Below are 26195 nucleotides of genomic sequence, written 5' to 3'. Positions count from 1 at the left end.
CGTGTGAGGCATGATGACTGCGTGGGGGATGTTGTGATCAGGGTGCTGGCCGTCGCCGCGGCGACCTGCTTTCTTGCCGCCGTACCCGCCCATGCGGCGGACGACGGGACGGAGAAACTCTTCACCTTGAAGGACCCGGAGATCACGGAGTCCAGCGGCCTGGCCGTCTCACCGACGCACGACGGCGTCTACTACACGCACAACGACAGCGCCGCCACCCCGACCTTCTACGCGGTCGACGAGAACGGGCGCACGCGGGCCACCTACCAAGTCCGGGGGGCGCAGGCCAGGGACTGGGAGGCGATGGCCGCGACGAAGGACCCGGCCACCGGCCGCGGGGTGCTCTGGTTCGCCGACATCGGCGACAACTTGGACGGGGCATGGCCGGACATCTCCATCTACAAGGTGATGGAGCCTCGCACACTCGGCGACGCCACCGTGCCCGCGACCCGCTACCGCTTCCGGTACGCGGACGGCGCCCGCAACGCCGAAGGCATAATGATCAATCCGAAGACCGGCCGGCTCTACGTGGTGTCCAAGGAGTTCTCGGGATCCGTCTACGCCGCTCCCAAGAAGCTCCGCACAGACCGGACGAACATCCTCCGCAAGGTCGCGAGTGCCCCCATCATGGCCACGGACGCCGCCTACGCCCCCGACGGCTCCTCCTACGTCATCCGCACCTACTTCTCCGCCACCCTCTACAAGCCCTCCGGCGAGTCGATCTCCAAGGTGACGATGCCGGACCTGAAGCAGGCCGAGTCCATCACCTACACCCTTGACGGCACCGCCCTGCTCACCGGCACGGAGGGCCCGAAGAGCCCGGTCTACCGGGTCCCGCTCCCGGCCCGCGCCCAGCCCACGGTGACCCCCAGCCCGGCCGGCGCGGAGATCACGCCAGAGCCTTCACCACAGGCCGCGGCCGACAACAGCGGGGGAGGCCTGACAGCCAAGGACGTCCTCATCTGGCTGGCGGCGGCGGTGATGGCGACGGGAGTGATCACCTTCATCGCCCGCCGCACCCGGTGACCACCTCGCCTTGGAACCCGGTCAAGTATGCGCCGTGACGGCGGCGCACCGGTGAAGCTGGTAAGCGTCCCCCTGGAGGGCCGGTCACTGGCGTCGGTGGGTGGAGCCCAGCTGGGCGACCGTAAAATATGGAGATTTATCTGGGGCGCAGAGCCGTGAACATGTCGCCGCGAAGGGCATGCTCGACGACCTGGATGGCGCGGGACAGACGCACCAGCGCGGCCCCTCCGCCTGGTAGGTGTCCAGGACAGTCCCTTGATGCGCAGAGCGGTAACCGCACAGAGCCCCCGTCCTTGAGCTTTCGTCGCTATGGGGTGGCTGGTCATCTCGGGCGGGAACGGTAGGGCGGGCACTTCCCGCCCGAGAACGGGATCACAGTCCGGCGCCGCCGGTCGCGTCGATTGCCCTGCCGGTTACCCAGCGGGCGTCGTCAGAGGCGAGGAAGGCCACGATGTCGGCGATGTCCTCGGGCTGCCCGAGGCGGCCGAGGGCGGCCAGTGAGGCGGCGTGGGCCTGGGCTTCTGGGTTGCCGCGCAGCCATTCTGCGTTGATGTCGGTGTCGACGATCCCGGGGGACACCGAATTGGCAGTGATACCTCGCGGGCCCAGTTGCTTGGCCAGGTTGAGGGTGAAGGTGTCCAGGGCGCCCTTGGTGGAGCCGTAGGCGATGATCTCGGGCATGGCGAGGCGGGCCGCGCCGCTGGAGATGTTGATGATGCGCCCACCGTCGCGCAGCCGTTTGAGCCCCTGCTGCACGATGAAGAACGGCGCCCGGACGTTCACCGCGAAGACCTCGTCGAATCCTTCCTCGGTGAGCGAGGCCAGGCCCACGCTGCGGCCGATGCCGGCGTTGTTGACGATGATGTCGACGCCTGCCCGGGACGAGTGCAGTTCGATCTGATCGTCGAAGGCGGACCAGAGCGCGGCCGTGTCGCCGTGTCGGCCCAGCTCGGCCTGGATCGCGAAGGCCCGGCCACCCTCCTTGCCGATCTTTTCCACGACCTCGTCGGCCGCGGCCTGGTCGCGGGCGAAGGCGACGGCGACGACGGCGCCGTCCCGGCCGAGCCGCTCGGCGATGGCCCGGCCGATTCCCCTGCTTCCGCCGGTGACCAGCGCGACCTTGTTGTCAAGTGCGCGTGCGCCCATGAGTCTGTCCGCCTTCCATTTGTTGAGTGGTTACTCAACAAAGAGGCTAGCACGGCTTTTTGAGTGAACGCTCTAGAATGTGGGGCATGGGTCAGGCAAGTGCGGCACGGGGACGTCCGCGCACATTCGATCGCGACGCCGCGCTCGCCGCGGCCATGCGGCTGTTTTGGGAGCGGGGCTACGAGGCCACCTCGCTCAACGAGCTCACCGAGGCGATGGGCATCCGGCCGGGCAGCCTGTACGCAGCCTTCGGCGACAAAAAGGCGCTGTTCAAGGAGGCGGTGCACGCCTACGCCCGCTCACCCGTCGGCGCGTTCATCGGCGTCGCGCTGCGCGAGGAGCCCACGGCCTACCAGGCGTTCACCCGCATGCTGCGCGAGGCCGCGGCGATCTACCCTGACCCCTCCCACCCGGCAGGCTGCCTGACCATCAGCGCCGCCACAAACGTCACCGTCCAGGACGCCGAGATAGCGGCCTTCCTGCGCGACCTGCGCAACGCCAACCTCGTGGTGCTCTGCGACCGCCTGCACAAGGCCCAGCAGGAAGGTGAACTCCCTGCCGACGCCAACCCCCGCGCGCTGGCCGGCTACTTCGCCGTCATCATCCAGGGAATGTCACAGCGCGCCCGGGACGGGGCCGACGCGGCCGAACTGGCCCAGATTGCCGAAATGGCGCTGGCCTCCTGGCCGAGAACGTGAACCAGGCCAGCCGAACTGAGCCAAGCCCCAAGCGGCCGGGCAGCCCTCCTGGGCCATAGGCAGGGCGCGCGGCACTGCCCGAGGGGGCCGCGGCCTACGCCTCCGAGCCCGGCCACTGCGACTTCAGCAGCCCACGGTGCGTCCATGATCTGAAGCTGGACAAGATCCCGCGGCTATAGTCTGCGGTCATGACGGAGCTCGAAAGGCTGTTCGCGCTCGTACCGCCGCCCGCGGCGCCGATCGATACCGATGCTGACTGGACGCGGGTGGAGGATGCGCTCGGGCTGATCCTTCCCCGCGAGTTCACCGAGATCGCCCGGCGGTACGGGCGCGGCGCGTTCTGTGACGAGTTCTCCTGCTGTGCCCCAGAGGAGATGATCAAGGAAAACCCCGGGCGGCTGGAGGATCTGCAGCTGATCCTCGGCGACGCGGGCGCGGACAGCCCGCATCCCGTTTACCCCGAGCCCGGTGGGCTGGTCCTGTGGGGATCCGACTCGATCGGCGGGGCGCTGTGCTGGCTGACCGAGCCCGCCGGCTCCCCCGAACGCTGGAAGACCGTCTACTGGACGCGCGACGACGAGTTCGAGTACCCCGAAGGTGGCGTGGCCGCCGTACTCACCGGGCTCATCGAGGATCTGCTGGCGAGGAAGCGGGAAAACGGCGCGGACGTCGACGGTCCCTGGTTCGACCCCTACCGCAAGGATGTCCACGTATATCTGCAGCTGGCGGAAGCGGAAGGCGCGCCACCGTACGAGGAGCGACTCCGCATCCTGCGCGAAAACCTGGCACCGACCAGCGCGCGTGGCAGCTTCAAAGGCGCAGACGGCGCCCGGCAGGACCACTTCGCCGCGGCCGGCGACCAGTGGAGGCTGACCTACGAGACGGCCTACGGGCACCAGATCCGGGTCGCCTACCCACCCGGGGAGGACACGCGGGTACGCAACGCACTGCTCGCCGCGATCGACGCCATGGGCTGCCGCGTCAAGGGCGTCCTGCCGGTGCACGGCACCGCGCACTGGCCCCAACTGGAGTGAACGGTTCCTCCCACTTCGCCAGCAAGGTCATTTCGTGGACCTGGCGAAGTCGACCACATCACGATGCCCGATCGCATCGAACGGCGGGTAAGGGACAAGCAGCGCAGGCTCCCCGCCCGCCGAGTTCGAACACACGCGGCACCACCGCTGAACGTCCGGATCTGCCGCCCGTCCGCGCAGTCGTGCCGATGGTCGTTACTCCGCGAGGGGCGTTGGTCGGCGAGGTGGTCTCGGTCTCCGGGGGTTCTCTTCAGCTTCGAGTCCCGGAGCAAGCGGAACCGATACCTCGCCGACGCACTCGTCAACGCGCGCCCAGAGAACGTCCAGAATCTCAAGCACGTTGGGCTGGGATAGACCGGTCCGGATGTAGTACTCGGCCCGTGAGAGCTCGGTTCCTACCTGAATAGCACTCCAGAGGCGTTCCGCCTCGGCGTAATCCAACCGGATCTCTACTGCACCCTCACCAGCTCGAATGTTCACAGGACGAGTATCCGCTCATGCCGCAGACCGCGCACTCGTGCCGATGTCAGGGTGTGCGTCGTGGCGTGCGGATGTCGGGTCTGGTGTACGGAGCGCCGTGCTCCCGGTGAGCAGTGGGATTGTCAGCGCGGTGCGTGGTACACGACCCTGTCGAGGGTGTCATCGGCGTAGGCGGCTGAGTTGGTCAGGTGGCCGTCGTAGGGGCCGACCTTGGTCACCGTGCGACCGTCTCTGAACACGATTTGCAGGCCGTGCTCGGGCTCCCAGTCGCATTCGCACTCCAGCGACACGTAGACGTGCCGGTCGCCGTGCGAATCGCGGGAGACCATGGGTTCGTTCCCGAACCGGATGTGGTCGAGCACCTGGTGTGGGCCTTCGATCTCGACGTACCAGTCGTCGTCGCCGGCGGCCAGGATGTCGTCGGTGACATCGCGGTAGTAGGCGAAGATCGACGGTGCCGCCGCGGTCAGCGCCGAGTGGTTGAGCGCTAGGAATGCGCGAATCGCGGCGTGGAAGTCCTCAGGCGAGGGGTCATCGACATAGCCGTCGACGATGATGCGGCGTGGCGCACCGCCCAGTACCGGCACGGGAATAGGTTCGCTCTGATACCAGCCCAGGTCGTTGTCCTCGAGGAGTGGGCCGAGGCCGGGGATCTGCATGCTGCCAGAGTACGTGGAGCCGATCTAGTCACCAGCGCCGCCGGCCCGGGCGTTCGGGTGGCGAGCCCTTCGGGCACCTGGGCAAGCCGTAGACCAGCACGCGGATCGTGGTGGTCGAGGCGATGCTCCGGCTTGAACCGTTCGCTCGACACCAGCTCGACCACGGCGTACACCACTGGCCCCGGCGCGTCCGGCTGGCCGCGCCGTGCCGCCGATCACTACGGACAGGGCTGGGGCTTCGACGTGGTGTCCGGCCGGCGCTGGAGCAGCCCGCCGGTCCGTTCCCGAAGGCCGCCGCCGTGCAGGAACCCGCTGTTGAACAGGCGGTCCAGGTCGTCGCCGATCAGGCGCACCGCGGAGCGTGCAGGTCGTCCCGGATGATCTGCAGCCCGCGCTGGACGAGGCCGTGCTTGAACGGACGTTGGATGACGCCGTCGACGCGAACCCTGGATCTGGCCCCATGTCTCCATCTCGTGATGGATGCGGCTCCACTGTGCCAGGGACAAGTGTGCAACGGGCTACGGGTTACTGGTTGATTCTCAGGTATTCATCGAGGGCCGAAACGAGCCTGTCGGTTATGTCGGGAGCGGTGCTGATAGTCCACTGCTGGACGAGCCTGAGGAAGTCGCTGAGCTGCTGTTGGGCTGCGATCAGCAGGGTCGCGAGTTCGTCGAGGGTGACCTCGATGGGCTGGGAATCATCCTCGTCGCTTTGCCGGAGCCAGATGACCCGATCACCGCGTTCGAGCTGGGGCGTTGGGTCGTGCCCGAGCCAGAGGTCTTGTCCGAGGACGACGTCCCACCAGTCGCGCCAGCTCTCCAGGCCGAAGCAGCAGCCGGGCGCGACCTGGATGTTGGTGGCGGTGTCGCGGAAACGTAGCCCGCCCGGAGCGATCAGGCCTCCGGTTTCGGCCAGGTGCTCTTCCAAGAGATCCGCGGTCAGATCACCGATAGAGTCGACCGAGATTCCGTTGTAGCTGACGATGACTGCTATAGCCGTCCCGACTTCGGCCGACGACATCTGGCTAGAGAGCACCAGAAGGCGGTCGCTGGGTGGCTTAGCGATCGGCCAAGCCGTGAAGTCCACCACGTCGTAGGTCTCCAGAACTACATCCATAACCACCACATTGGTAAGTATTCAGCTGCCCAGTGGCGCCTTGGTCAACGGGCGACCGCGGGGGTGAGCAGGACTCCTGCCGACAAGCCCAAGCGCCTACGATTCGCTCATGCGCAGCGTGTTCGTATTCCCCTCAGGTGCGCGAGCCGAGACCATCGCCACACTCGATCAACACCTGCCTCAGCAGCGTGATCCGTGGACTCTGGCCGGCCTCTACATCGACATCGATGACGAGCAGACCGGCTGGCTCTTCTCCGACTGGGATCCCGACGACGTGACGGTTCTCGAAGCGGCCCTCGGTCACCGCCCCACCTGGGCAGTGCAGATCGACATATCCGGGCGGATCGACGGCACCGCAGAGGTTCACCAACTGGTCACGCTTCTCCTTCAACAGGGCGGCGCTGCAGTGGACGACTACTCCGCCCACCCTTGGACGCTGCAGGAAATCAAGTCCGGGACCGTGATCGACGGCCTGCGCTTCTTCGACTTTCGCACCTACCACCAACTTCACCGCGACCTCTGACGCTCCCGGCCCGATCACACTCAAACTCAAGAAGATCTCACCGCTCCAGCGGGTATGGCGCAGCCGGTCGCGCAGGTGATCGGTGTCGGCTTGGGGAATCTCGGTACGGAAGGGGCGGATCTCAAAACTCACGGATGGCCTCGTACGCAATGCCCCTCACCGTGATCGCCTACCGGCGGTGGCTCGGCCGAAACCTCAGAGCCGGCACACGGCGGCACGTGGGGAGACGGCCGGAGCCGTAGGAGCGCCGGTAGCGTTCCTACGGCTCCGGAACGGTCAGCATCTGTTCGTCCGGGGCCAGGGCGTCCACCCGGCGGTTCAAGCGACAGGAACCCGTGCTTCTCGTGGTTCACGATTCCTTCTCATGCTTCCGGAAGGTGAACCAGACACCCACGTGAAGGACGATCCCCACACCCCCTCCCACCAGGGCGAACCCAACCAGCAGGCTGGCCCGCGTGGTTTCGACGTATGCCGTGTCACCGACCACGCGTGCTCGGACGGTGCTGCCCTCATGGTCGCTCACTCCCAGGCCGGTGACCTCCCCGGAGCGCTGTTGACCATCAACTTCCCAGGAGCCGGTGCAGACCGGATCAGAGTCTCCAGGGCCCGCGCCATCACTATCGACGAGGCGGCAATCCTCTACCTTCGCTGTCGTCGGGATACCCGAGGAGTGGGCTCGGGCGAAGGGAATCATGCATATCAGCCCCAGGATCAGCGATCCACCCCAGACACGCGTATAGGTGATCGCCTTGGTCCGGGCACGGGAGAAGGCCATGACCACAGACCTTAGATCCCGTGGGGAAGTCTTCGCCCGCGCCATGAACGTGCTCACGATTGAGAATGGCAACCTCCGCAAGGAACGTGAAAAGAGGAACTCGTCCATCAGGCCGCTCAGACCCTCTACCTGATCAAGTTCGTTGCCCGGAGATGACCGCGTCGCTACCTCATCGGAAGTTGCGCATAGTTGCGGTGAACATGTCGCCCCGCAAGGCTTGCTCGACGACGGTGATGGAGCGGGCCAGACGGACCAGACGTGGCCCCTCCTCGCGATAGACGTCGAGCACCGCCTCGACAGCATGAGGAGGGAGCTGGCCTTTGAGATCCACCGCGGCGCTCCGGTATCCCGCCCGAGCGGCTTCAACCGCCGCGTTCACGTGGTGGAGAGCCATCCTGGCCAAGGCGATTGGGTAGCGTTTCAAAATTTCATGGGCCCTATAGTCAGGGGGCACGGCGTCGAGCAGCCAGGCCACGGCCGAGGTCTCCCAGTCGGGAACGCTGGGTGGACGGACCTCGGGCGGCCACTCCGGCGGGAGATACATATCGTCATCGTACTCACGTTCGATTGACGGCCTAGTAGGGGCTTCGTCTCGTGTCCCGGAAGGCTCGCATCCCGGAAAGCTCGCATCCCGGAAAGCTCGCATCCCGGAAAGCTCGTGTCCCGGAAAGACGGTCACGATATAACAACAGCACTTATATAAGTACTGATATATTGGCCTCATGGCCGACGCTGATACGCCCGATCCCACTCAGGAGAGCCTCTGGCGGCCCCTGCGGCTTCTTCAGGAATCGATGGACGGGGACATCGCCCGGATCTACTCCGAGAAGCGCATCAAAGAGCTCAAGCCGAGCTTTGTGATGGAGCTGCTCCGGCTCCACGCCTACGGACCGATGACCATCACCGAACTGGCCGAGTCAGTCAACCGGACGCATTCGGCACTCAGCCAGAAGGTGGCCGCGATGCGTGCGGCCGGCTGGGTGGAGACCGTCGCAGGCGACGACGCGCGCAGCAAGAAGGTGACGCTCACCGACAAGGCCCGCAGCATCGTCGGCCGCCTGGCGGCGGAGTGGCGGGCCACCGAGGCCGCCATCGCCGACATCGAGGCTGAGATTCCCTATCCGCTCTCCCAGGTCGTCACCGACATCGAGCAGGCCCTCGCACGCAAGAGCTTCCACGACCGGATCGCTGAGAAGCTGGCACAGGACCCCACATGGGACTGAGCGGTGGTGTTCGATTGGCCTGGATATGGCGGGGACGGCCGGTTAGCCGGAAAATCGTCATGTGACGGAGAAGATCGGGATCGTAGGCGCGGGCATCGTCGGGTTGGCGGTGGCGCGCGAGCTCGCCACCACCAGAGGCGCCGAGGTGACGGTGCTGGAGAAGGAAGGTCGCGTCGCCGCCCATCAGACCGGCCACAACAGCGGCGTCGTGCACGCGGGCATCTACTACCCGCCGGGCTCGCTCAAGGCCAGGCTGTGCCGGGAGGGCGTGGCGCTGCTCAAGGACTACTGCGCCGCGAACGAGCTGCCGTACGACGAGGTCGGCAAGCTGGTGATCGCCAGTACGCGGGCCGAGCGGCCGCAGCTGAGCGCGCTGGCCGAGCGGGCCCGCGCCAACGGGGTGCCGGGCATCGCCGAGCTGGACGCGCTGGCGCTGCGCGAGATCGAGCCGCACGCGGTCGGCGTGGGCGCGATCCACTCGCCGCACACCGCGATCTGCGACTTCGCCGCCGTCGCCCGCCGGCTCGCGCTGGACGTGGTGGAGCTGGGCGGGTCCGTACGGCTCTCGCACCCGGTACGGGCGATCAGGCAGCGGCCGGCAGGCGTGCAGGTGCTGGCAGGGCGGCGGCGGTTCACTTTCGACCGGCTGGTGGTGTGCGGAGGGCTGGGGACGGATTCGGTGGCCAGGATGGCCGGGCATCCGGGGGACGTCAGGATCGTCCCGTTCCGCGGGGAGTTCTATGCGCTGAGGGGTGCGGCGAAGGATCTCGTTCGCGGGTTGATCTACCCGGTGCCCGATCCGCGGTATCCGTTCCTGGGAGTCCACCTGACCCGGCAGACGGATGGCGAGGTGCTGGTAGGGCCGAATGCGGTGCTCGCGCTGGCCTACGAGGGCTATGGGTGGCGAAATATCCGAAATTTCCGGCAGATTCTTGGTTGGCCGGGCACCATGCGTCTGGCCCGCCGCCACTGGCGTACCGGGCTCAAGGAGGTCCGCGGGTCCCTGATCAAGGGAGCCTTCCTCAGTGGCGCGCAGCGCTACGTTCCCGAGCTCACCGCCGCCGATCTGATCCGGGCGCGCAGCGGCGTCCGTGCTCAGGCCGTGGCCAGGGATGGCGGCATGGTCGACGACTTCGTGGTCGACGTGCACGACAACGTGGTCCTGGTACGCAACGCGCCCTCCCCGGCCGCCACGTCCAGCCTGGCCATTGCCCGGCATATTGCCGGAATTGTCCCAGCACTCGTCCGATGAGGGCATCCTTGGGTGTGATGGAATCACACCTGCTAATCGTCGAGGACGATCCGAACATCCTCGAACTCCTCGCCGCGAGCCTGAGGTTCGCGGGATTCGACGTGACCACGGCCAAGAGCGGCCTCGACGCCGTCGCCGCCGTGCAACGGCACCGCCCTGACCTCGTCGTGCTCGACGTCATGCTGCCCGACCTGGACGGTTTCGAGATCGTCAAGCGGATGCGCGGCGGCGGAGTGCACACGCCGGTGGTGTTCCTGACCGCCCGTGACGAGACCGAGGACAAGATCCGCGGGCTCACGATCGGCGGTGACGACTACGTCACCAAGCCGTTCAGCCTGGAGGAGGTGGTCGCCAGGATCCATGCGGTGCTCCGCAGGACGTCCGGGGAGCAGCAGGCGGCGCCGCCGCGGCTGACGTTCGCCGACATCGAGCTGGATGAGGAGAGCCACGAGGTGTGGCGAGGGGGCAACGCGGTGGCGTTGTCGCCGACCGAGTTCAAGCTGCTGCGGTACTTCATGACGAACGCAGGGCGGGTTCTGTCCAAGCCGCAGATCCTCGACCACGTGTGGGACTACGACTTCAGGGGCGAGGTGGGCATCGTGGAGTCGTACGTGTCCGTGCTGCGCCGGAAGATCGACAACCGCAGCCCCCGGCTCATCCACACCCTGCGTGGTGTCGGATACGTCCTTCGCCTGCCGCCGAGTCCCTGATGAGCGGCCTGCCGCTGAGGATCAAGCTGATCGCGTCGATGCTGGCGCTGCTGGGCTTCGGCATGATCTTCATCGGCCTGGTGAGCGTCTCGGTGCTGCACGGCTATCTCCTCGACCGCGTGGACGGCCAGCTCCAACTCCTCAGCGTGCGCATGTACAAGAAGGTCATCGCGATCGGGAAGAAGGACCTGGAGATCTCCGACCGGCCCATCCTCATCGAGTCCGACGCGATCGTCCTGGTCAAGGAGCCCGGCGGCGAGTTCGTGCCCATGCTCACCGACCGTGACGTCGACCTGAAGCCCAAGCCGGTCCTGTCGCCCATCCCGGACCACGAGCCCTACACCACGTCCGCCGTCAGGGGCCGCGGCGAGTGGCGGGTGCTGGAGAGCCTGGTCGATGGACGCACGCTCGTGGTCGCGGTGGACCTGGAGGAGGTCGACGCGATCACCCGGCGCCTGGTGCTCATAGAGCTGCTGGGTGGCGGCGGCATCCTGCTCATCCTGGGCGTCGTGGGCATCACGATCGTACGGCGCAGCATGCGCCCGCTCGGCCAGATCGAGCGCACGGCCGAGGCCATCGCGGGCGGCCAGCTCGGCCGGCGGGTGCCGGACGGCGACGCTCGCACCGAGGTCGGCCGTCTGGCCAAGTCGCTGAACGGCATGCTGGCCCAGATCGAGGCCGCCTTCGCCGCCCGGTCGGCGTCCGAGACGGCGGCCCGGCGCTCCGAGGACCGCATGCGCCAATTCGTCGGCGACGCCTCGCACGAGCTGCGTACCCCGCTGACCTCCATCCGGGGCTTCGCCGAGTACGCCAGGCAGAACCCCGGCGCCGACCCCGCCGAGCTGATGCAGCGCGTGGAGAAGGCCGCCGGGCGGATGAGCCTCCTGGTCGACGATCTGCTGCTGCTGGCCAGGGTGGACCAGCAGCGGCCGCTGCAGATGCGGCCCGTGGACATGCTGGCGCTCGCCGCGGACGCCGTACAGGATGCCAGGATTCTCGCGCCCGACCGGCTGATCAAGCTGGACGTCGTCGGGGGCGCGGCCCTGATCGTCTCCGGCGACGAGGTACGCCTGCGCCAGGTCATCAGCAACCTCGTCACCAACGCGATCGTGCACACCGACGCCGGCTCGCCGATCATCGTCAGAGTCGGGGCCGGCACGGACAAGGTCTTCCTCGAGGTCGTCGACAGCGGGCCCGGCCTCACCCCCGAGCAGGTCGAGCACGTCTTCGAACGCTTCTACCGAGCCGACTCCGCCAGGTCCCGCCGCCGCTCGGCCGAGGACCGGGGCAGCGGGCTGGGTCTCGCCATCGTGCGGGCCCTCGTGCGGGCGCACGGCGGGACGGTCACCGTCGACAGCTCGCCAGAGCGCGGCTCCACCTTCCGCGTGGAACTCCCACTCGCCTTGGAGTGAGCCTTCAGCTAACCCTCAGGTGGCTGCGTCACTCTAAGTAGGTGATGAAACCCGAGCTCCGCGAGGCGCTGATCATGGTGGTGGACGACGAGCCCAGCATCAGGGACCTGCTCTCCGCCAGCCTGCGCTATTCCGGGTTCGAGGTGCTGACCGCCGCCGACGGGCAGGAGGCCGTGGAGGTGGCCGAGCGGGCCTCGCCCGACCTCGTGGTGCTCGACGTGATGCTGCCCGACCTGGACGGGTTGGAGGTGGCCAAGAGGATCGACGCGCCCGTGTTGTTCCTGACCGCCCGTGACGCCACCGAGGACAAGATCGCCGGGCTGCGGGTGGGGGACGACTATGTGACCAAGCCGTTCAGCCTGGAGGAGGTGCAGGCCAGGATCCGGGCGGTGCTGCGGCGTACCCGTTCGGACGGCGCGCCCGCCAGCAAGCTGAAGGTGGCCGACCTGGAGCTGGACGAGGACGCCGGCGAGGTGTGGCGGGCCGGGCGTCAGATCCGCCTGTCGCCGACCGAGTTCAAGCTGCTGCACTACTTCATGGTCAACGCCGGGCGCGTGCTCTCGAAGGCGCAGATCCTCGACCACGTGTGGAACTACGATTTCGGCGGCGATACCGGGGTCGTCGAATCGTACGTCTCCTACCTCCGGCGCAAGGTGGACGACGTCGAGCCGCGGCTCATCCACACCCTGCGCAGCGTCGGTTACGTGCTGCGGGAGCCGCCCGCAGGCTAGCCCCGAATGCCCATGAAATGCCATGGAAGGGCGGCGCGATCCCGATCGTGCGAAGAACAGGGCTAACGTGGGCTTATGGACCTGCTGGGCGCCCTGGAGTCGCTGCGCCGGCCGCTCGATCGTGACCTGTTCCCGCTGACGATCGGCGAGACGTCGGCGGATCGGCGCGCGCTGCGGGAGCTGACCGGCCAGCTCGACGACTACCTGCTGCCCCGGCTGCGCGCCTTGGACGCCCCGCTGCTGGCCGTCGTCGGCGGGTCCACAGGAGCGGGCAAGTCCACGCTGGTCAACTCGCTGGTCGGGGCCGACGTGGCCGAGCCGGGCGTGTTGCGGCCCACCACGCTGGTGCCCACGCTCGTGGTCAGCCCCGCCGACCGCGCCTGGTTCATGGGCCAGAACGTGCTGCCGGGACTGTCCCGCGCCACCGGCTCCGGTCCCGGCGCGTTGCGCGTGGTGACGTCGACTGCTCTGGGCGACGGTCTCGCGTTGCTCGACGCCCCTGACATCGACTCGGTGGTGACCTCGAACCGGGAGCTCGCCGCCCAACTGCTGGCCGCCGCTGATTTGTGGCTGTTCGTCACGACCGCCGCCCGGTACGCCGACGAGGTGCCGTGGAGCTTCCTGCGTTCGGCACGGGAACGTAGCACCGCGCTGGCCGTCGTACTCGATCGGGTGCCGCCGGACGCCCTCGAGCCGGTAGCCCGCGACCTCGCTCGCCTCCTCACCGAGAACGGCCTCGACGGCAGCCGCCTGTTCACCGTCCCCGAAGCGGCTCTGCCTTCCGAGAAGGCGCGGCTGCCGGTCGCGTCGGTCCAGCCCATCGCCTCCTGGCTGGCTGGGCTGGCCGCCGACGCCGCGGAACGAGCCCGGGTCGTACGCCAGACCTTGTCGGGCGCGCTCGACAGCCTCGACACCAGGGTGCCCGCGCTGGCCACGGCCGTCTCGCGCCAGCAGGCCGCCTTCGACGGGCTGCGGTCCATCGTGTCGGGCGCGTACGCCGGCGGGATGGCCGACTTCGACGAGGGCATGCGGGACGGGTCACTGCTGCGGGGGGAGGTGCTGGCCCGCTGGCAGGACTTCATCGGCACCGGCGACCTCATGCGCTCCCTGGAGACCCGGGTGGGCTGGCTCCGCGACCGTATCGTCGGCTTCTTCACGGGGCGGGTGCCGGAGGTCCAGCTCAAGCAGGCCCTGGAGAGCGGCGTCGAGACCCTGATCAGGGGCGCCGCCGACGGGGCCGCCGAGCGCGCGCTGGAAGGCTGGTCGGCCGCCCCCGGCGGGCCCGGCCTGCTCGAACGGCTCGGCGCCGTCGAGTCCGCCCGGCTCGGCCGCGCCTCGCCGGACCTCGGCAAGCGGGCCGAGGCTGTGGTGCGGGGGTGGCAGGGGTACGTCCTGGACCTGGTGCGGGCCGAAGGGGCGGAGAAGCGGACCACGGCGCGGGTGGCGTCGTTCGGGGTGAACGGGGCGGGGCTGCTGCTCATGCTGGCCGTGTTCGCCTCCACCGGCGGGCTGACCGGGATCGAGGTGGGGATCGCGGGCGGGACGAGCGTGTTGTCGCAGAAGTTGCTGGAGGCGGTGTTCGGGGACCAGGCGGTGCGTACGCTGACGGTGCGGGCGCGGGAAGACCTGCGTGAGCGGGTGCGGGGGGTGCTGGATGCGGAGTCCGCCCGGTTCACCGATCTTCTGGAGCGTATCGAGCCGCCGAGAGACGCGGCGGGCGCGCTGCACGCGGCCTTGCGGTCGGTGCGTGCCCACCGCGCGGACCTCCCAACGGCGGCACCGCCCGCTTCACATCCCCATCCCACAACCGAACTCCCAGCCCAAACCCCGGCCACCGGCTCGGCTTCCGGCCCTGGCTCGGCCACCGGCCCCAGCCCGGGCACCGGCCCCGGCCCGGCGGGCGACCCGGGCCTGACGTCCGACCACGGCCGTGCCTCACCCGCAGGCGGTGACTCCGACTCCGCGCTACGTCCTGCGGCCGAGGAGGCGACGGAGCGTCCGCCCGATGTGCCTGGGCGGCGTCCGGGCGGGGAGACGGCGGGACGTCCGGCCGATGCACCTGCGCAGCGCCTGGCCGACGGGTCGGCGCGGCGCCCGGCCGATGGCCCGGGGGACAGGACGGCGCGGAGCTCGACTGAGGGCCAGGCTGACGAGGTGCCGCAGCACCCAGCCGATGAGGTGCCGCAGCGCCGGGCCGATGGTGAGCCGTCCGAAGGGCCGCAGCACCCCGCCGATGGTGAGCCGTCCGAAGGGCCGCCGCGGCCGTCGGATGGCGGCACGGCACCGGAGGAGGGCCGGTGAAGCTGCTGCGCCGTAAGGAGGGCCCTTCGCTGGAGTCCAGGCTGGCCGCCCTCCTGGAGGCGGCCTCCCTGGGTGAGGGACGGCTGGCCGAGCAGGTGGTGTCGGGCGCGCGGGCGGTCGCCCAACGAGCCGGCGTACGCCGCAGCCTGTCCATCGACCACACAGTGGCCGCGCTGGCCGGCGCGACCGGCAGCGGGAAGTCGTCCCTCTACAACGCCCTGGCCGGCGAGGACCTGGCGACCGTCGGCGTCACCCGGCCCACGACCTCGACCGCTCAGGCGGCTCTCTGGGACGGACAAGGCGCGGGCCCGCTGCTGGACTGGCTCGAGATCCCGCAACGCCACGCCGCCACCTCCACCCTGTCCGATCTGTCCGGCCTTGTACTTCTGGACCTCCCGGACCACGACTCCATCCGGCTCTCCCACCGCCTGGAAGTGGACCGTCTGGTCGAGATGGTCGATCTGCTGGTGTGGGTGGTGGATCCGCAGAAGTACGCCGACGCCGCACTCCACGAGCGCTACCTGCGCCCGCTGGCCGGACACCGGGACGTGACGCTGGTGGTGCTCAACCAGGTGGACCGCCTGCCCCCGCGGGCCGTCGACCGGTGCGTACGCGACCTGCGCCGCCTGCTGGACGACGACGGTCTCGGCGGTGTGCCGTTGCTCGCCGTCTCGGCCCGCACCGGCACCGGCCTGCCCGAACTCCGCTCCGTGCTGGCGGACCGCGTCGCCCACCGTAAGGCGTGGTCCGCCCGCCTGGCTGCGGACATCACGGCCGCCGCCGATCATCTCGCGACCGGGTCGGCCGTGTCCGGCGCAGACGCGGCGGAAGTCGTGGTGTCCGGTGCCGTCGGCGGAGGCGGGGTCTTTGATAGGGCCGGTGAGGGCGCGGCGTCTCGCGCCGATGCGGGGGCTCGCTCGGAGCGAGGCCGTGCGGAGGGCGGCCGTGCGGAGGGCAGCCGTGCGCAAAGCGGCCGTGCGGAGAACGGGCGCGCCAAGCGGACGGCAGGATGGGGGCGGGCGCTCACCGCCGCGCTCTCCCAGGCAGCGGGGGTGCCGCTGGTGGTGGAGGCCGTGGCGAAGGGCCACCGGCATCGGGCCGTCGTCGCGACTGGATGGCCGGTGACCCGGTGGGTCCGGCGCTTCCGGCCGGATCCGCTTCGCAGGCTGCGCATCGGCAGCATCGCCCCGTCGCGCGGGTCGGCCGGCCGGGCGTCGAAGGAGCTGATGGGAAGGCAGGCCGGGGAGGTTGTGGGGCGTACCTCGGTGCCGGCCGCGTCTGCCATGCAGCGGGCGCAGGCCGAGACGGCGATCAGGGACGTCGGCGAGGCGGCGGCGGAGGGGCTGCTGGGGCCGTGGGCAGCGGCGGTGCGGCAGGCGGCGCGTTCCCGTTCCGAGGATCTGGCGGACGCGGTGGATCGGGCCGTGGCTACGACATCCGTCGTCGCCACCAGGCGCCCCAAGTGGTGGCGGGCCGTGAACGTCCTGCAGTGGCTGGTGTTCGGCGGTATGGCGGCCGGCGCCCTGTGGCTGGGTGTGTTGTTCGGGATGGACTACCTGCGCCTGCCCCAGCCGCCGCTCCCGACCGCCGGTGCGGTGCCGTGGCCGACGGTGCTGCTGGCGGGCGGGGCGCTGGCCGGCGTGCTGATCGCGGTGTTGTCCCGGCTGGCCGCCTGGGCCGGCGGCAGGCGCCGGGCCCGGCGTACGGCCAGAGCCCTGCGTGCGGCCATCGGAGAGGTCGCCAAGGAGCACGTGCTGGACCCCGTGGAGGCGGAACTGGACAGGTACGCCCGCTTCACCGACGCGCTCAACCGCGCCCGCGCCGCCTGAGCAGATGGCGCGCTACACCAGGTCCGCCAGCATCCGGATGGCGGCCGACACATCCCCCATGGCGGCGGCCGGTGCCGCGCCCACGCGGCGCACCAGCCAGTCTCGGGCGTTGAACACACGGAGCTGCTCGGTCATGGCGTAGCTGTCGGACTCAAGGCCGGTGTCGGCTCCCGGCGCGAGATGGATGTGCCCGTCCCAGCCGCGTTTGCGCGTGGTTATGGGCACGATCCAGGCCAGTTCTCCGCGAGTGCGGGCGTGCAGGGCGTTGGAGCTGACGACCAGCACGGGCCGGGGGTAGCCCTGCACGCGCCCGTCAGGCTGGCCCAGGTCGGCCCACCAGATCTCGCCACGGTAGAACCGCTTCACGCCTGCTCCGCCTCAGTGTCGGCGGGCTCGGGGGCGGGGGTCTCCATCCAGGACTTGATCTCGTCGTCGTCGAGATAGCCAGGAGTCTCCTCCCAGTAGCGTCCGAGACTGCCCCAGAACTCTTCGGTCTCGGCCCGCTCCACCAGCTCTTCCAGGACGGCGGCCATGCTGCGGTGGCGCCGCTGGGCGAGCCGCTGGAGCCCGGCGTGGGCCGCCTCTGAGGTGCGCACGATAGCCATATGGCGAGTCTACTCCATGTGTAAACAGATTGTGTATGCAGGAAGCGCGTTCAACGGCGACGGCGCCTCAGCAGGACGGTCGCCATGCCTGCGCCCAGCAGCGCGGACACCGAGGCCACCAGGAACGGGGCCGAGGTGCCGAACCGTTCCCCGGCCACCCCTGCCACCCCCGACCCGACCGCACTCCCAATACTCACGGCGGTGGACACCCATCCGAAGGCCTCTGCCTGCGCCCCCGTCGCGTACTCGTCCACCAGCAGCGACGACGTCGTCAGCGCCGGATTGAGCATCATCCCGCTCGCACATAGCACCACCCAGAAAACCGGCAGCGCATCGATGGCCGCCAGCGGTGCCAGCGCGACCCCGAGCGCCAGCATCAGCGCCACCAGCCGCACCTGGACCGCCGAGCCCCACGAACGAGCACCATAGGCGGCCGCCCCCGCGATACCACCTAAGGAGAGCGCCGCCACCAGCACCCCGGTCGCCACCGGAATGTCCCGGGCGATGGCCAGCGCGGGCACCCCCACCTGCAGTGCCCCGAAGGCCCCGCCGAGCAGCAGCACCACCGCCAGCAGCACCAGCATCCGGCGATCGGCGAAGACCCGCCCCCGCTGCCGCGCCCCCGGCGTCCGCCCGGCCCGCAATGCCCGCGAGAAGGCCAGCGTCCCCGACCCGGCCGCCACGGCGACGACGCCCAGCGCCAGCGAGGACGAGGCCACCGCGATCATCAGCCCGAACACCAGCGGCCCGACGAGCATGGCCAGCTCCTGCACCAGGAACACGAGGCTGTACGCGGCCGTGCGCCCCTCGTCCGCCACGCGGCGGCCCCACTCGAACCGCATGCTTACGGAGATTGGCGGAAGGCCGGCCCCCGCGATCCACGCCAGCGACACGAACGTCCACGCGGGCCAGCCGGCCGACGCGCAGGCAACGAGGGCGACCAGCGCGGCGACGTGCATGAACGCCGCCCCTGCCAGCACCGACCGCGACCCGCGCCGGTCGATGAGACGGCCCTGGACGGGCCTGGCCACCCCTGCGCCGACCGAGAACGCCGCGACACAGAGCCCCGCGAGCGCGAGGGATCCGGTCGCCGACTGCACGACCAGCACCATCCCCACCGGTGCAACCTGCTGCGTGAGCTGGGCGAGGAAGCCGAACACGGCCTGCGCACGCACCCCGGGCATCCCGAGCAGCATGCGGTACGGCGTCCCTCGGCCCATGCGCTCACGGTATCGTCAAGATCGATCGAGCCCGGGAAGATCAGGAGACGCGCACCGCTTGGCGGCGTTGTCCACCCGTTTCTGCGGTGCCGGGGACGAGTGCACCATGACCATGGCCTTGCCGGGTTCGTTGAGTGAGCCGCCGACGACGTAATACGAGTCCGGCACGGATTCCTTCAACGAAAAGTCGCCGGGCTTGCCGTTCGGATCGATGATCATGAACTCTTCGATGCTCACCCCGCGCTCCCGCATGATGGGCCGGATCTCGGCGACCGTCTTGTTGACGAACGGGACACACTGCATCGGCTCGCCCTTGGCGTCCCACGAGGTGGTGCTCTGATAACGCTCGCCCGGCCGGGCCTTGCGGCCGACGCTGACGTCGGCGGTGCCCTTGAACCCGACGGGGATCTTCACGCCGATGGCGCAGCCGTCCAGCTTGTCGCAGGGGCCCGGCGGGTAGATGCCTTTGATCTCGGTGAGGTACGCGTGGTTCGGCCCGACGGGGAAGACCTGGCCCTCGAAGGCGGTCGTTGTGGGCGTCACTCTGAGCGTGATGTCCAGGCCGATCGTCCGCAGCTGGGTCTCGTAGAGCTTCGGGTTGGCGTAGAGGTCCTTGATCTCGATGACGTAGTAGCCGTCTTCCTTCCTGATGTCGAGCGCCGTGGCGGTGGCGTTCGGCATCACCCAGGTCACCGCCACGATGGCGGCGCTCAGCAGGGCGACCACGGGGATTGCCGGTCGAAGCCGTGGCCATCGCGGTGTCCGCCGCAGGGCGGGCGCGGGCTCGTTCTCCATGATCTCCCGCAGCAGTTCGCGGGCACCTTCGCTGACGTCCGCGACGGGCTCGGCCGCGAATCGGGCCACGATGTGGTCGAGCTCCTGGTTCATGAGCGGCCCTCCGCGAGGGAGACGGCTCGTGAGCCGTACGTGGTCAGGTCGATGTCGAGGTCGGCGAGCTCCTTGGCCAGCCGCTTGCGGGCGCGGTGCAGCCGCAGCCTGGCGGCGCCGCGAGAGCAGCCGAGCACCTTGGCGATCTCGGGTCCGTTGAGTCCTTCCCAGGCGACCAGCGCGAGCAGTTCCCTGTCGTCGTCGGAGAGTCGCTTGAACGCCTGGTAGGCCACGTCTTGGCCGGCGGCCGACGCCGCCCAAGTCGTGATCTCCTTGCGGAGCCGCAGCGCCAGGGCGGCCCGGCGTTCCTCGGCGCGGAAGTGGTTGGCGAGCACGCGCCTGGCCACGCCGTACAGCCAGAGCCGGGCGCCGTTGCCCGCCGGGACGTCGTTGAGGCGGCGCCAGGCGGTGGTGAACGTCTCCGCGATCACGTCCGCGATGTCGTCGGGCGAGCCGGCGCGCCGCCGGACATACGTGGCGATGGCGGGATAGTGCGCCATATACATCTCCTCGAAGCGCTGTGCGGGCTCGGGTGGCCCCATGCGACGGTCCTTCCAGTGGGCGAACACACCTGAGGAGATGTCCGGATAAAGCGGGGTGTTTCATGCCGGTCCGAGGGAGGCCGCCACCGTGCGGAGGGCTGACAACAGCGGGCGTACGAGGGGGTGGGAGTCCGCGCCCCTGCGTACGGCGGCGAAGACCCGGCGTTCGGGCCCCGGCGTGTGGCGTATCACGACTCCGGGCAGCGCCATGTCGCGCAGGGCCAGCCGCGGCACCAGCGCCACCCCCGCACCGGCGCCGACCAGGGCGACCACGGCGCGGAAGTCGTCGGAGCAGTGCGCCAGGTTCGGGGTGAAGCCGGCCTGCCGGCAGGCGAACGTGATCACGTCGTGGACCGGATTGCCGGGATAGGGGCCGATCCAGGTTTCGGCGGCGAGCGAGGTCAGGATGGCCGATTCGGCCAGGGGATGGTCATGGGGGAGCACCAGGTCGAACGGCTCGGCGTACAGCGGGATGCGGGACAGGCGGCGGTCGGAGGCGTCGGGGGCGCCGCGGTACTCGACGGTGATCGCCAGGTCGGCCTCGGAGTCCAGCAGCATGGCCAGGCTGTGGTCGCCTTCGGCGTCGAGCACGCGTACCTGGACCCCGGGTGCGCTCTCGCGCAGCACGCTGATCGCGGGGGAGAGCACGGCGCTGATCGCGGTGGCGAAGCAGGCCACGGTGATCTCGCCGGCCTCGCCTGCCGTGTACGCGGCCACCTCGGCCTGGGCGCGTTCGAGCTGCGCGAGGACCTCGTTGGCGTGGTCGAGCATGATCTTGCCGACGGCTGTGAGGTGCACGCCGCGCCCGTCCCGCGTGAACAGGCGGTGCCCCACCTCGTGCTCCAGCGCGACGAGTTGCTGGGACACGGCGGAGGGGGTGAGGTGCAGGGCGGCCGCCGCGGCGGTGACCGTGCCGTGGTCGGCGACCGCCCGCAGCGTGCGTAGCCGCCGCGTGTCTATCACCCAGCGGAGAATACTCACCTGCAAGCCGTGATCGCGCACACACTCGGATGGTGAGCGATCAGCCGCGGGCCTGGATGAACGCCTGCACGGCGCGGTCGACATCCTCCTCCGAGTGGGCGGCCGACAGCTGGACGCGGATTCTGGCCTGGCCGTGCGGCACGACCGGGTACGAGAAGCCGATCACGTAGATCCCCTGCTCGAGCAGGCGCTCGGCCAGGGCGGCAGCCGCGGCCGCGTCCCCGATCATGACGGGCACGATCGGGTGATCGCCGGGCAGGATGTCGAACCCCGCCTTGGTCATCTCACTCCGGAAGCGCGCGGTGTTGGCCCGCAGCCGCTCGCGGGCGTCGTTCGAGGTCTCGAGCAGGTCGAGGATGCGGAGCGACGTCGAGGCGATGACGGGGGCGAGCGAGTTGGAGAACAGGTATGGCCGGGAGCGCTGGCGCAGCAGCTCGCAGATCTCCTTGCGGGCGGCCACGTAGCCGCCGCTGGCCCCGCCGAGTGCCTTGCCCAGCGTGCCGGTGATGATGTCGATCCGGTCGGTGACGCCGTGCAGCTCGGGCGTGCCGCGGCCGGTCGGGCCGACGAAGCCGACGGCGTGGGAGTCGTCGACCATGACCATGGCGTCGTACCGCTCGGCCAGGTCGCAGATGTCGTGCAACGGCGCGACATATCCGTCCATGGAGAACACGCCGTCGGTCACGATCAGCCGCCGTCGCGCCTCCGCCGCCTCCTTCAGCCTGGCCTCCAGCTCGGCCATGTCGCGGTTGGCGTACCGGAACCGCTGGGCCTTGGAGAGCCTGATGCCGTCGATGATGCTGGCGTGGTTGAGCGCGTCCGAGATCACCGCGTCCTGGGCGTCGAGCACCGTCTCGAACACGCCGCCGTTCGCGTCGAAACATGAGCTGTACAGGACCGTGTCCTCCATGCCGAGGAAGTCCGACAGACGGGTTTCGAGCTCCTTGTGGACCTCCTGGGTCCCGCAGATGAACCGCACGGAGGCCATGCCGAATCCCCACCGGTCCAGTGCCTCCTTGGCCGCCTCGACCACCTCCGGGTGGTCGGCCAGGCCCAGGTAGTTGTTGGCGCAGAAGTTCAGCACCTCGCGCCCGGCCACGCCGACCTGGGCGCTCTGCGGGGTGCTGAGCACGCGCTCGGGCTTGAGCAACCCGGCCTCGGTGATCTCGTCGAGCGTCGTCCGCAGCTGCTCGCGCACGTTCGTGAACATCAGGCGCTCCTGTTCATGGTCGCGGCCGCTTCGGCCCTCGTTCCCTCGTTACTCGCTGTCTCGGACTGAGCTCCTCTGCTCCAGTCCAGAATGACCTTGCCCGTACGGCCGCTGGCGGCCGTGTCGAAGGCGGCGTCGAAGTCTTCGTACGAGAACCGGTCCGTGATCACCGGGCTGAGGTCGAGGCCCTTCTCCAGCAGGACCGACATGTTGTACCAGGTCTCGAACATCTCCCGGCCGTACACGCCCTTGATGGTGATCATCGAGGTCACGATGGTGGCCCAGTCGACGGCGAACTCCTCGGCCGGCAGCCCGAGCATGGCGATCTTCCCGCCGTGCGTCATGTGCGCGATCATGTCGCGTACCGCCGCGGGGTTGCCGGACATCTCCAGCCCCACGTCGAAGCCCTCGCGCATGTGCAGCTGGCGCATGCCTTCCTCGATGGAGGACCTGGTGACGTTCAGCGCGAGGGAGACGCCGAGCTTGCCCGCCAGGTCCAGGCGCTCGTCGTGGACATCGGTGATCATCACGTTGCGCGCGCCGACGTGCGCGGCCACGGCCGCCGCCATCAGCCCGATCGGCCCGGCCCCGGTGATCAGCACGTCCTCGCCGACCAGGGGGAAGGACAGCGCGGTGTGCACGGCGTTGCCGAACGGGTCGAAGATGGCCGCCACGTCGGGGTGGACGGGGACGCGGTGCACCCATACGTTCGAGGCGGGCAGCGTGACGTATTCGGCGAACGCGCCGTTCCTGTTGACGCCGAGGCCGACCGTGTTGCGGCACAGGTGCCTGCGGCCCGCCATGCAGTTGCGGCACTTGCCGCAGACGAGATGCCCCTCGCCGCTGACGAGGTCGCCCACGCGGATGTCCTCGACGCCCGGCGCCACGTCCACCACATGGCCGGAGAACTCGTGCCCGACGATGAGCGGGAGCTTCAGAGTATGCCGCGCCCAGTCATCAAATTTACGGATATGCAGGTCGGTGCCGCAGATACCGGTCCGCAGGACCCGAATCATCACCTCGCCGGGACCCACCTCCGGCTCCGGCACGTCGACCAGCCACAGGCCAGGCTCGGCCTTCTCCTTGACCAGTGCTTTCATGGCTCCCTTTCCCCCTAGGACGAACCTAACGCACTGTGCCCGCACGCCCTGGCCTATGTCCATCGAGGAGTTCTTAAGTGCCCCCACAGCTAAGCTTCACGCGGCTCCGCCGCGCAGCGAGTACATCACGCTCGGGGCAGTGCGCCTCGCGCTCGACCACACCGCGCGCTTGCTCTCTACGAAGATCCCTTGGTCAATCAGATCGATCTTCTGTCACGCCTTGGTTGTCGACTGGCATGATGCACGAATCATGCGCAGAACTGCGCGACCCAGCCTAGTTATTTGCACAAATGAGGACTAGCCTCCAGATCGGCCTGGTACGAACCGGAGGCGTGCGAGGGGCCGCTGTCCCCGTTCGCGCTTGATGGTTTTTCTCGGAAGGGACACCAGTGGAAGACCTGCGCATCGGAGTCATCGGCCTCGGCCTGCGCAAGAGCCTCGCCTTGACCGCGCACCGGCCGGGCAAGGGGTCGATCGTGACCGCGCTGTGCGACTCCGACCCGGCGGTGCTCAAAAGGCAGGCAGGGAGGTTCGAGGCGGAGTTCCTGACCGGGGACTACCGCGAGCTGCTCGACCGGCGTGACCTGGACGCGATCGTCGTCAACACCCCCGACGACACGCACGAGCGCCTCGCCATCGACTGCCTCCAGGCAGGCAAGGCCGTCTACCTGGAGAAGCCTATGGCGATCACCGTGGAGGGCTGCGACGCCATCCTGCGCGCAGCCTGTGACACCGGGTCCCGCCTGTACGTGGGGCACAACATGCGCCACATGGGCGTGGTCCGGATCATGCGCGACATCATCCGCAGGGGCGTCATCGGCGAGCCGAAGACCGTCTGGGTACGCCACTTCGTGTCCTACGGCGGCGACTACTACTTCAAGGACTGGCACGCGGACCGCACCCGCACCACCGGCCTGCTGCTGCAGAAGGCGGCGCACGACCTGGACGTCATCCACTGGCTCGCCGGCGGCTACACGACCAGGGTGAACGCGTTCGGCGACCTGATGGTCTACGGTGACCTGCCCCGCCGCCCGCCCGGCACGCCGCGCCCCGAGGGATGGCTCCAGGAGTACGAGTGGCCGCCCACCTCACGGACCGACCTGCACCACGTCATCGACGTCGAGGACGTGTCGGTGATGAACATGCGCCTCGACAACGGCGTCATCGCCGCCTACCAGCAGTGCCACTTCACGCCCGACTACGTGCGCAACTACACGGTCATCGGCACGGAGGGGCGGCTGGAGAACTTCGGTGACGGGCCCGGCGACGTGGTGAAGGTCTGGAACACGGGACCTTCCGGTTACCGGGGTGACAGCGACATCGCGTACCAGGTGCCTCCCGCGCAGGGGTCGCATGGCGGCGCGGACGCGCAGATCGTGGCGGAGTTCTGCAGGTTCGTCCGGGAAGGCGGAGCGACGGACACCTCTCCAGTGGCGGCCAGGATGAGCGTGGCGGCGGGCTATATGGCCACGATGTCGCTGCGGAACGAGGGCATGCCGTACGACGTGCCGCCGCTGGACGCGGAGCTGGCCGCGTACTTCGACGCCGGGCAGGTCTGACCGCCCATTGCGCCGCCACGGCGTCGACCAACCGCCCGACCGAGAACGCGGTCTGGCACGCGCACCATGCGCGTGCCAGACGCTCCTTCATCCGAACCTCAGCGCTCGGACTCCTTCGTCTCCCGCTCCAGGTCGGGGAACGGGGAAGGCTCCTGGACGCCCTGGGTGAGCTGGCGCGGCCCGTTCGGGCTCTCCGCCTCCTGAGCGTCCGCGACCGCCTCGGCCGCGGCCTCCGCCGCCTTGGCGGCCTCCTCCTCGGCAGCTGTGCTCTCCGGGGCCTCCTGCCTCGTGGCCGCTGACTGCGGCAGCGCCTCGGTGAACGCCTTCGAGACGCCCTGCAGCGCTGAGGTGACCTCGCTCGGGATCACCCAGAACGTGTTGCCCGGACCCTGCGCCAGCTGCGGCAGCATCTGCAGGTATTGGTACGCCAGCAGCTTCGGGTCCGGGTCGTTGCGGTGCACGGCCTGGAAGACCTGGTCGATGGCGCGCGACTGGCCCTCGGCCTCCAGGATGGCCGCGGTGCGGCCGCCTTCGGCGCGCAGGATGCGGCTCTGCTTGTCGCCTTCGGCCGTGAGGATCTGCGACTGGCGCTGGCCCTCGGCGTTGAGGATCGCGGCCCGCTTGTCCCGCTCGGCGCGCATCTGCTTCTCCATCGCGTCCTTGATGGTCTTGGGCGGATCGATGGCCTTGACCTCGACGCGGTTGACGCGCAGCCCCCACTTGCCGGTGGCCTCGTCGAGGACGCCGCGCAGCTGGCTGTTGACGGTGTCGCGCGAGGTGAGGGTCTTCTCCAAGTCCATGGAGCCGACGACATTACGCAGCGTGGTGACGGTGAGCTGCTCGACGCCCTGGATGTAGTTGGCGATCTCGTACGCCGCCGCCCGCGGATCGGTGACCTGGAAGTAGAGGACCGTGTCGATCTCGACGACCAGGTTGTCCTCGGTGATGACGGGCTGCGGGCGGAACGACACGACCTGCTCACGCAGGTCGATCATGGGATAGACGCGGTCGATGTACGGGATGACGAAGTTGAGCCCAGGCTTGAGCGTGCGATGGTAGCGCCCGAGGCGCTCGACATTGCGCGCCCGGGCCTGCGGGACGATCCGTACGGCCTTGAGCACGGTGAGCACGGCGAAGAGGATGACGAATAGTCCGACCAGCAAGAGCGCATCCAT

27 protein-coding genes are annotated in these 26195 nt (G+C 69.1%); 12 read left to right on the top strand and 15 right to left on the bottom strand.

Translation table 11 applies throughout. The annotated features are described in order from the left end of the window. Window positions 1-21: 21 nt before the first annotated feature. Window positions 22-1026, top strand: a complete 1005-nt coding sequence (locus tag ACTWPT_RS25100; RefSeq protein WP_443179888.1) for a hypothetical protein — start codon at window positions 22-24, stop codon at window positions 1024-1026. Between the two features lie 372 nt (window positions 1027-1398). Here ACTWPT_RS25100 and ACTWPT_RS25095 read toward each other — a convergent pair whose 3' ends face one another. Then, window positions 1399-2172: an SDR family oxidoreductase gene (locus ACTWPT_RS25095; RefSeq protein WP_443179887.1), complete on the bottom strand. Its 774-nt coding sequence runs from the start codon at window positions 2170-2172 to the stop codon at window positions 1399-1401. A gap of 86 nt (window positions 2173-2258) precedes the next feature. On the opposite strand from ACTWPT_RS25095, the gene ACTWPT_RS25090 reads away from it, so the two are divergent. After that, window positions 2259-2870 (top strand): TetR/AcrR family transcriptional regulator, encoded by a 612-nt coding sequence (locus tag ACTWPT_RS25090; RefSeq protein ID WP_443179886.1) that lies wholly within the window; start codon window positions 2259-2261, stop codon window positions 2868-2870. Between the two features lie 188 nt (window positions 2871-3058). Continuing rightward, entirely contained in the window at window positions 3059-3904 is an 846-nt protein-coding gene (locus ACTWPT_RS25085) for an SMI1/KNR4 family protein (protein WP_443179885.1), read from the top strand. A 602-nt stretch (window positions 3905-4506) separates the two neighbouring features. Here ACTWPT_RS25085 and ACTWPT_RS25080 read toward each other — a convergent pair. From ACTWPT_RS25080 to ACTWPT_RS25070, 3 genes are all read right to left on the bottom strand, one after another. Beyond that, a complete protein-coding gene (locus ACTWPT_RS25080; protein WP_443179884.1) occupies window positions 4507-5043 on the bottom strand; it encodes a DUF6985 domain-containing protein in 537 nt (178 codons plus the stop codon). Between the two features lie 218 nt (window positions 5044-5261). Then, a complete protein-coding gene (locus tag ACTWPT_RS25075; protein ID WP_443179883.1) occupies window positions 5262-5396 on the bottom strand; it encodes a hypothetical protein in 135 nt (44 codons plus the stop codon). Window positions 5397-5568: 172 nt separating this feature from the next. Beyond that, complete coding sequence (locus ACTWPT_RS25070; RefSeq protein WP_443179882.1) at window positions 5569-6159, bottom strand: hypothetical protein; 591 nt, start codon at window positions 6157-6159, stop codon at window positions 5569-5571. Between the two features lie 109 nt (window positions 6160-6268). Between ACTWPT_RS25070 and ACTWPT_RS25065 the strand changes: the two genes are divergently transcribed. Beyond that, complete coding sequence (locus tag ACTWPT_RS25065; protein WP_443179881.1) at window positions 6269-6682, top strand: hypothetical protein; 414 nt, start codon at window positions 6269-6271, stop codon at window positions 6680-6682. 349 nt (window positions 6683-7031) lie between these two features. Here the strand turns inward: ACTWPT_RS25065 and ACTWPT_RS25060 are convergent, their stop codons facing one another. Both ACTWPT_RS25060 and ACTWPT_RS25055 read right to left on the bottom strand, forming a co-directional pair. Beyond that, window positions 7032-7514 (bottom strand): hypothetical protein, encoded by a 483-nt coding sequence (locus ACTWPT_RS25060; RefSeq protein WP_443179880.1) that lies wholly within the window; start codon window positions 7512-7514, stop codon window positions 7032-7034. A 112-nt stretch (window positions 7515-7626) separates the two neighbouring features. After that, window positions 7627-8001: a hypothetical protein gene (locus ACTWPT_RS25055; RefSeq protein WP_443179879.1), complete on the bottom strand. Its 375-nt coding sequence runs from the start codon at window positions 7999-8001 to the stop codon at window positions 7627-7629. 178 nt (window positions 8002-8179) lie between these two features. On the opposite strand from ACTWPT_RS25055, the gene ACTWPT_RS25050 reads away from it, so the two are divergent. From ACTWPT_RS25050 to ACTWPT_RS25020, 7 genes are all read left to right on the top strand, one after another. Further along, a complete protein-coding gene (locus ACTWPT_RS25050; protein ID WP_443179878.1) occupies window positions 8180-8680 on the top strand; it encodes a MarR family winged helix-turn-helix transcriptional regulator in 501 nt (166 codons plus the stop codon). Window positions 8681-8741: 61 nt separating this feature from the next. Continuing rightward, window positions 8742-9932: an L-2-hydroxyglutarate oxidase gene (gene lhgO, locus ACTWPT_RS25045; RefSeq protein WP_443179877.1), complete on the top strand. Its 1191-nt coding sequence runs from the start codon at window positions 8742-8744 to the stop codon at window positions 9930-9932. A 17-nt stretch (window positions 9933-9949) separates the two neighbouring features. Beyond that, window positions 9950-10642: a response regulator transcription factor gene (locus ACTWPT_RS25040; protein WP_443179876.1), complete on the top strand. Its 693-nt coding sequence runs from the start codon at window positions 9950-9952 to the stop codon at window positions 10640-10642. Next, a complete protein-coding gene (locus ACTWPT_RS25035; protein ID WP_443179875.1) occupies window positions 10642-12054 on the top strand; it encodes a sensor histidine kinase in 1413 nt (470 codons plus the stop codon). Before ACTWPT_RS25040 ends, ACTWPT_RS25035 begins: the two co-directional genes overlap by 1 nt. 44 nt (window positions 12055-12098) lie before the next feature. Next, the gene (locus ACTWPT_RS25030; protein WP_443179942.1) at window positions 12099-12785 is read left to right on the top strand and encodes a response regulator transcription factor; all 687 of its coding nucleotides are present in this window, start codon (window positions 12099-12101) and stop codon (window positions 12783-12785) included. Between the two features lie 75 nt (window positions 12786-12860). Next, complete coding sequence (locus ACTWPT_RS25025) at window positions 12861-15086, top strand: ABC transporter (protein WP_443179874.1); 2226 nt, start codon at window positions 12861-12863, stop codon at window positions 15084-15086. Beyond that, window positions 15083-16915, top strand: coding sequence for a YfjP family GTPase (locus ACTWPT_RS25020; RefSeq protein WP_443179873.1), 1833 nt, complete (start codon window positions 15083-15085; stop codon window positions 16913-16915). The genes ACTWPT_RS25025 and ACTWPT_RS25020 overlap by 4 nt, the downstream gene beginning before the upstream one ends. Before the next feature lie 12 nt (window positions 16916-16927). Here the strand turns inward: ACTWPT_RS25020 and ACTWPT_RS25015 are convergent, their stop codons facing one another. From ACTWPT_RS25015 to tdh, 8 genes are read right to left on the bottom strand one after another with little or no spacing between them, the layout of a single operon-like run. Continuing rightward, on the bottom strand, window positions 16928-17281 hold the full coding sequence (locus tag ACTWPT_RS25015; protein ID WP_443179872.1) for a type II toxin-antitoxin system PemK/MazF family toxin: 354 nt from the start codon (window positions 17279-17281) through the stop codon (window positions 16928-16930). Next, entirely contained in the window at window positions 17278-17520 is a 243-nt protein-coding gene (locus ACTWPT_RS25010) for a hypothetical protein (RefSeq protein WP_443179871.1), read from the bottom strand. Before ACTWPT_RS25010 ends, ACTWPT_RS25015 begins: the two co-directional genes overlap by 4 nt. 50 nt (window positions 17521-17570) lie before the next feature. Continuing rightward, window positions 17571-18740 carry an MFS transporter gene (locus ACTWPT_RS25005; protein WP_443179870.1) on the bottom strand — a complete coding sequence of 390 codons (1170 nt, stop codon included), beginning with the start codon at window positions 18738-18740 and terminating at the stop codon, window positions 17571-17573. 15 nt (window positions 18741-18755) lie between these two features. Further along, window positions 18756-19628 carry a hypothetical protein gene (locus ACTWPT_RS25000; protein ID WP_443179869.1) on the bottom strand — a complete coding sequence of 291 codons (873 nt, stop codon included), beginning with the start codon at window positions 19626-19628 and terminating at the stop codon, window positions 18756-18758. After that, entirely contained in the window at window positions 19625-20170 is a 546-nt protein-coding gene (locus ACTWPT_RS24995; RefSeq protein WP_443179868.1) for an RNA polymerase sigma factor, read from the bottom strand. The genes ACTWPT_RS25000 and ACTWPT_RS24995 overlap by 4 nt, the downstream gene beginning before the upstream one ends. 60 nt (window positions 20171-20230) lie before the next feature. Next, on the bottom strand, window positions 20231-21133 hold the full coding sequence (locus tag ACTWPT_RS24990) for a LysR family transcriptional regulator (protein ID WP_443179867.1): 903 nt from the start codon (window positions 21131-21133) through the stop codon (window positions 20231-20233). Between the two features lie 58 nt (window positions 21134-21191). Further along, window positions 21192-22361 carry a glycine C-acetyltransferase gene (locus tag ACTWPT_RS24985; RefSeq protein WP_443179866.1) on the bottom strand — a complete coding sequence of 390 codons (1170 nt, stop codon included), beginning with the start codon at window positions 22359-22361 and terminating at the stop codon, window positions 21192-21194. Next, entirely contained in the window at window positions 22361-23461 is a 1101-nt protein-coding gene (gene tdh, locus ACTWPT_RS24980; RefSeq protein ID WP_443179865.1) for an L-threonine 3-dehydrogenase, read from the bottom strand. Before tdh ends, ACTWPT_RS24985 begins: the two co-directional genes overlap by 1 nt. Window positions 23462-23850: 389 nt before the next feature. Between tdh and ACTWPT_RS24975 the strand changes: the two genes are divergently transcribed. Beyond that, on the top strand, window positions 23851-25020 hold the full coding sequence (locus ACTWPT_RS24975; RefSeq protein WP_443179864.1) for a Gfo/Idh/MocA family protein: 1170 nt from the start codon (window positions 23851-23853) through the stop codon (window positions 25018-25020). Window positions 25021-25118: 98 nt separating this feature from the next. Here ACTWPT_RS24975 and ACTWPT_RS24970 read toward each other — a convergent pair whose 3' ends face one another. Then, a complete protein-coding gene (locus ACTWPT_RS24970) occupies window positions 25119-26195 on the bottom strand; it encodes an SPFH domain-containing protein (RefSeq protein WP_443179863.1) in 1077 nt (358 codons plus the stop codon).

This window comes from Nonomuraea sp. 3N208 (genome assembly GCF_052245935.1).
Lineage (GTDB): Bacteria > Actinomycetota > Actinomycetes > Streptosporangiales > Streptosporangiaceae > Nonomuraea.
This window is presented reverse-complemented; position numbering and strand designations above follow the sequence as displayed.

Coding starts and splice junctions, on each gene's coding strand:
- ACTWPT_RS25095 (WP_443179887.1), bottom strand. CDS start 2,172: ATGGGCGCACGCGCACTTGACAACAAGGTCGCGCTGGTCACCGGCGGA.
- ACTWPT_RS25090 (WP_443179886.1), top strand. CDS start 2,259: ATGGGTCAGGCAAGTGCGGCACGGGGACGTCCGCGCACATTCGATCGC.
- ACTWPT_RS25085 (WP_443179885.1), top strand. CDS start 3,059: ATGACGGAGCTCGAAAGGCTGTTCGCGCTCGTACCGCCGCCCGCGGCG.
- ACTWPT_RS25080 (WP_443179884.1), bottom strand. CDS start 5,043: ATGCAGATCCCCGGCCTCGGCCCACTCCTCGAGGACAACGACCTGGGC.
- ACTWPT_RS25070 (WP_443179882.1), bottom strand. CDS start 6,159: ATGGATGTAGTTCTGGAGACCTACGACGTGGTGGACTTCACGGCTTGG.
- ACTWPT_RS25065 (WP_443179881.1), top strand. CDS start 6,269: ATGCGCAGCGTGTTCGTATTCCCCTCAGGTGCGCGAGCCGAGACCATC.
- ACTWPT_RS25055 (WP_443179879.1), bottom strand. CDS start 8,001: ATGTATCTCCCGCCGGAGTGGCCGCCCGAGGTCCGTCCACCCAGCGTT.
- ACTWPT_RS25050 (WP_443179878.1), top strand. CDS start 8,180: ATGGCCGACGCTGATACGCCCGATCCCACTCAGGAGAGCCTCTGGCGG.
- ACTWPT_RS25040 (WP_443179876.1), top strand. CDS start 9,950: ATGGAATCACACCTGCTAATCGTCGAGGACGATCCGAACATCCTCGAA.
- ACTWPT_RS25035 (WP_443179875.1), top strand. CDS start 10,642: ATGAGCGGCCTGCCGCTGAGGATCAAGCTGATCGCGTCGATGCTGGCG.
- ACTWPT_RS25030 (WP_443179942.1), top strand. CDS start 12,099: ATGAAACCCGAGCTCCGCGAGGCGCTGATCATGGTGGTGGACGACGAG.
- ACTWPT_RS25025 (WP_443179874.1), top strand. CDS start 12,861: ATGGACCTGCTGGGCGCCCTGGAGTCGCTGCGCCGGCCGCTCGATCGT.
- ACTWPT_RS25010 (WP_443179871.1), bottom strand. CDS start 17,520: ATGGCTATCGTGCGCACCTCAGAGGCGGCCCACGCCGGGCTCCAGCGG.
- ACTWPT_RS25005 (WP_443179870.1), bottom strand. CDS start 18,740: ATGGGCCGAGGGACGCCGTACCGCATGCTGCTCGGGATGCCCGGGGTG.
- ACTWPT_RS25000 (WP_443179869.1), bottom strand. CDS start 19,628: ATGAACCAGGAGCTCGACCACATCGTGGCCCGATTCGCGGCCGAGCCC.
- ACTWPT_RS24995 (WP_443179868.1), bottom strand. CDS start 20,170: ATGGGGCCACCCGAGCCCGCACAGCGCTTCGAGGAGATGTATATGGCG.
- ACTWPT_RS24985 (WP_443179866.1), bottom strand. CDS start 22,361: ATGTTCACGAACGTGCGCGAGCAGCTGCGGACGACGCTCGACGAGATC.
- tdh (WP_443179865.1), bottom strand. CDS start 23,461: ATGAAAGCACTGGTCAAGGAGAAGGCCGAGCCTGGCCTGTGGCTGGTC.
- ACTWPT_RS24970 (WP_443179863.1), bottom strand. CDS start 26,195: ATGGATGCGCTCTTGCTGGTCGGACTATTCGTCATCCTCTTCGCCGTG.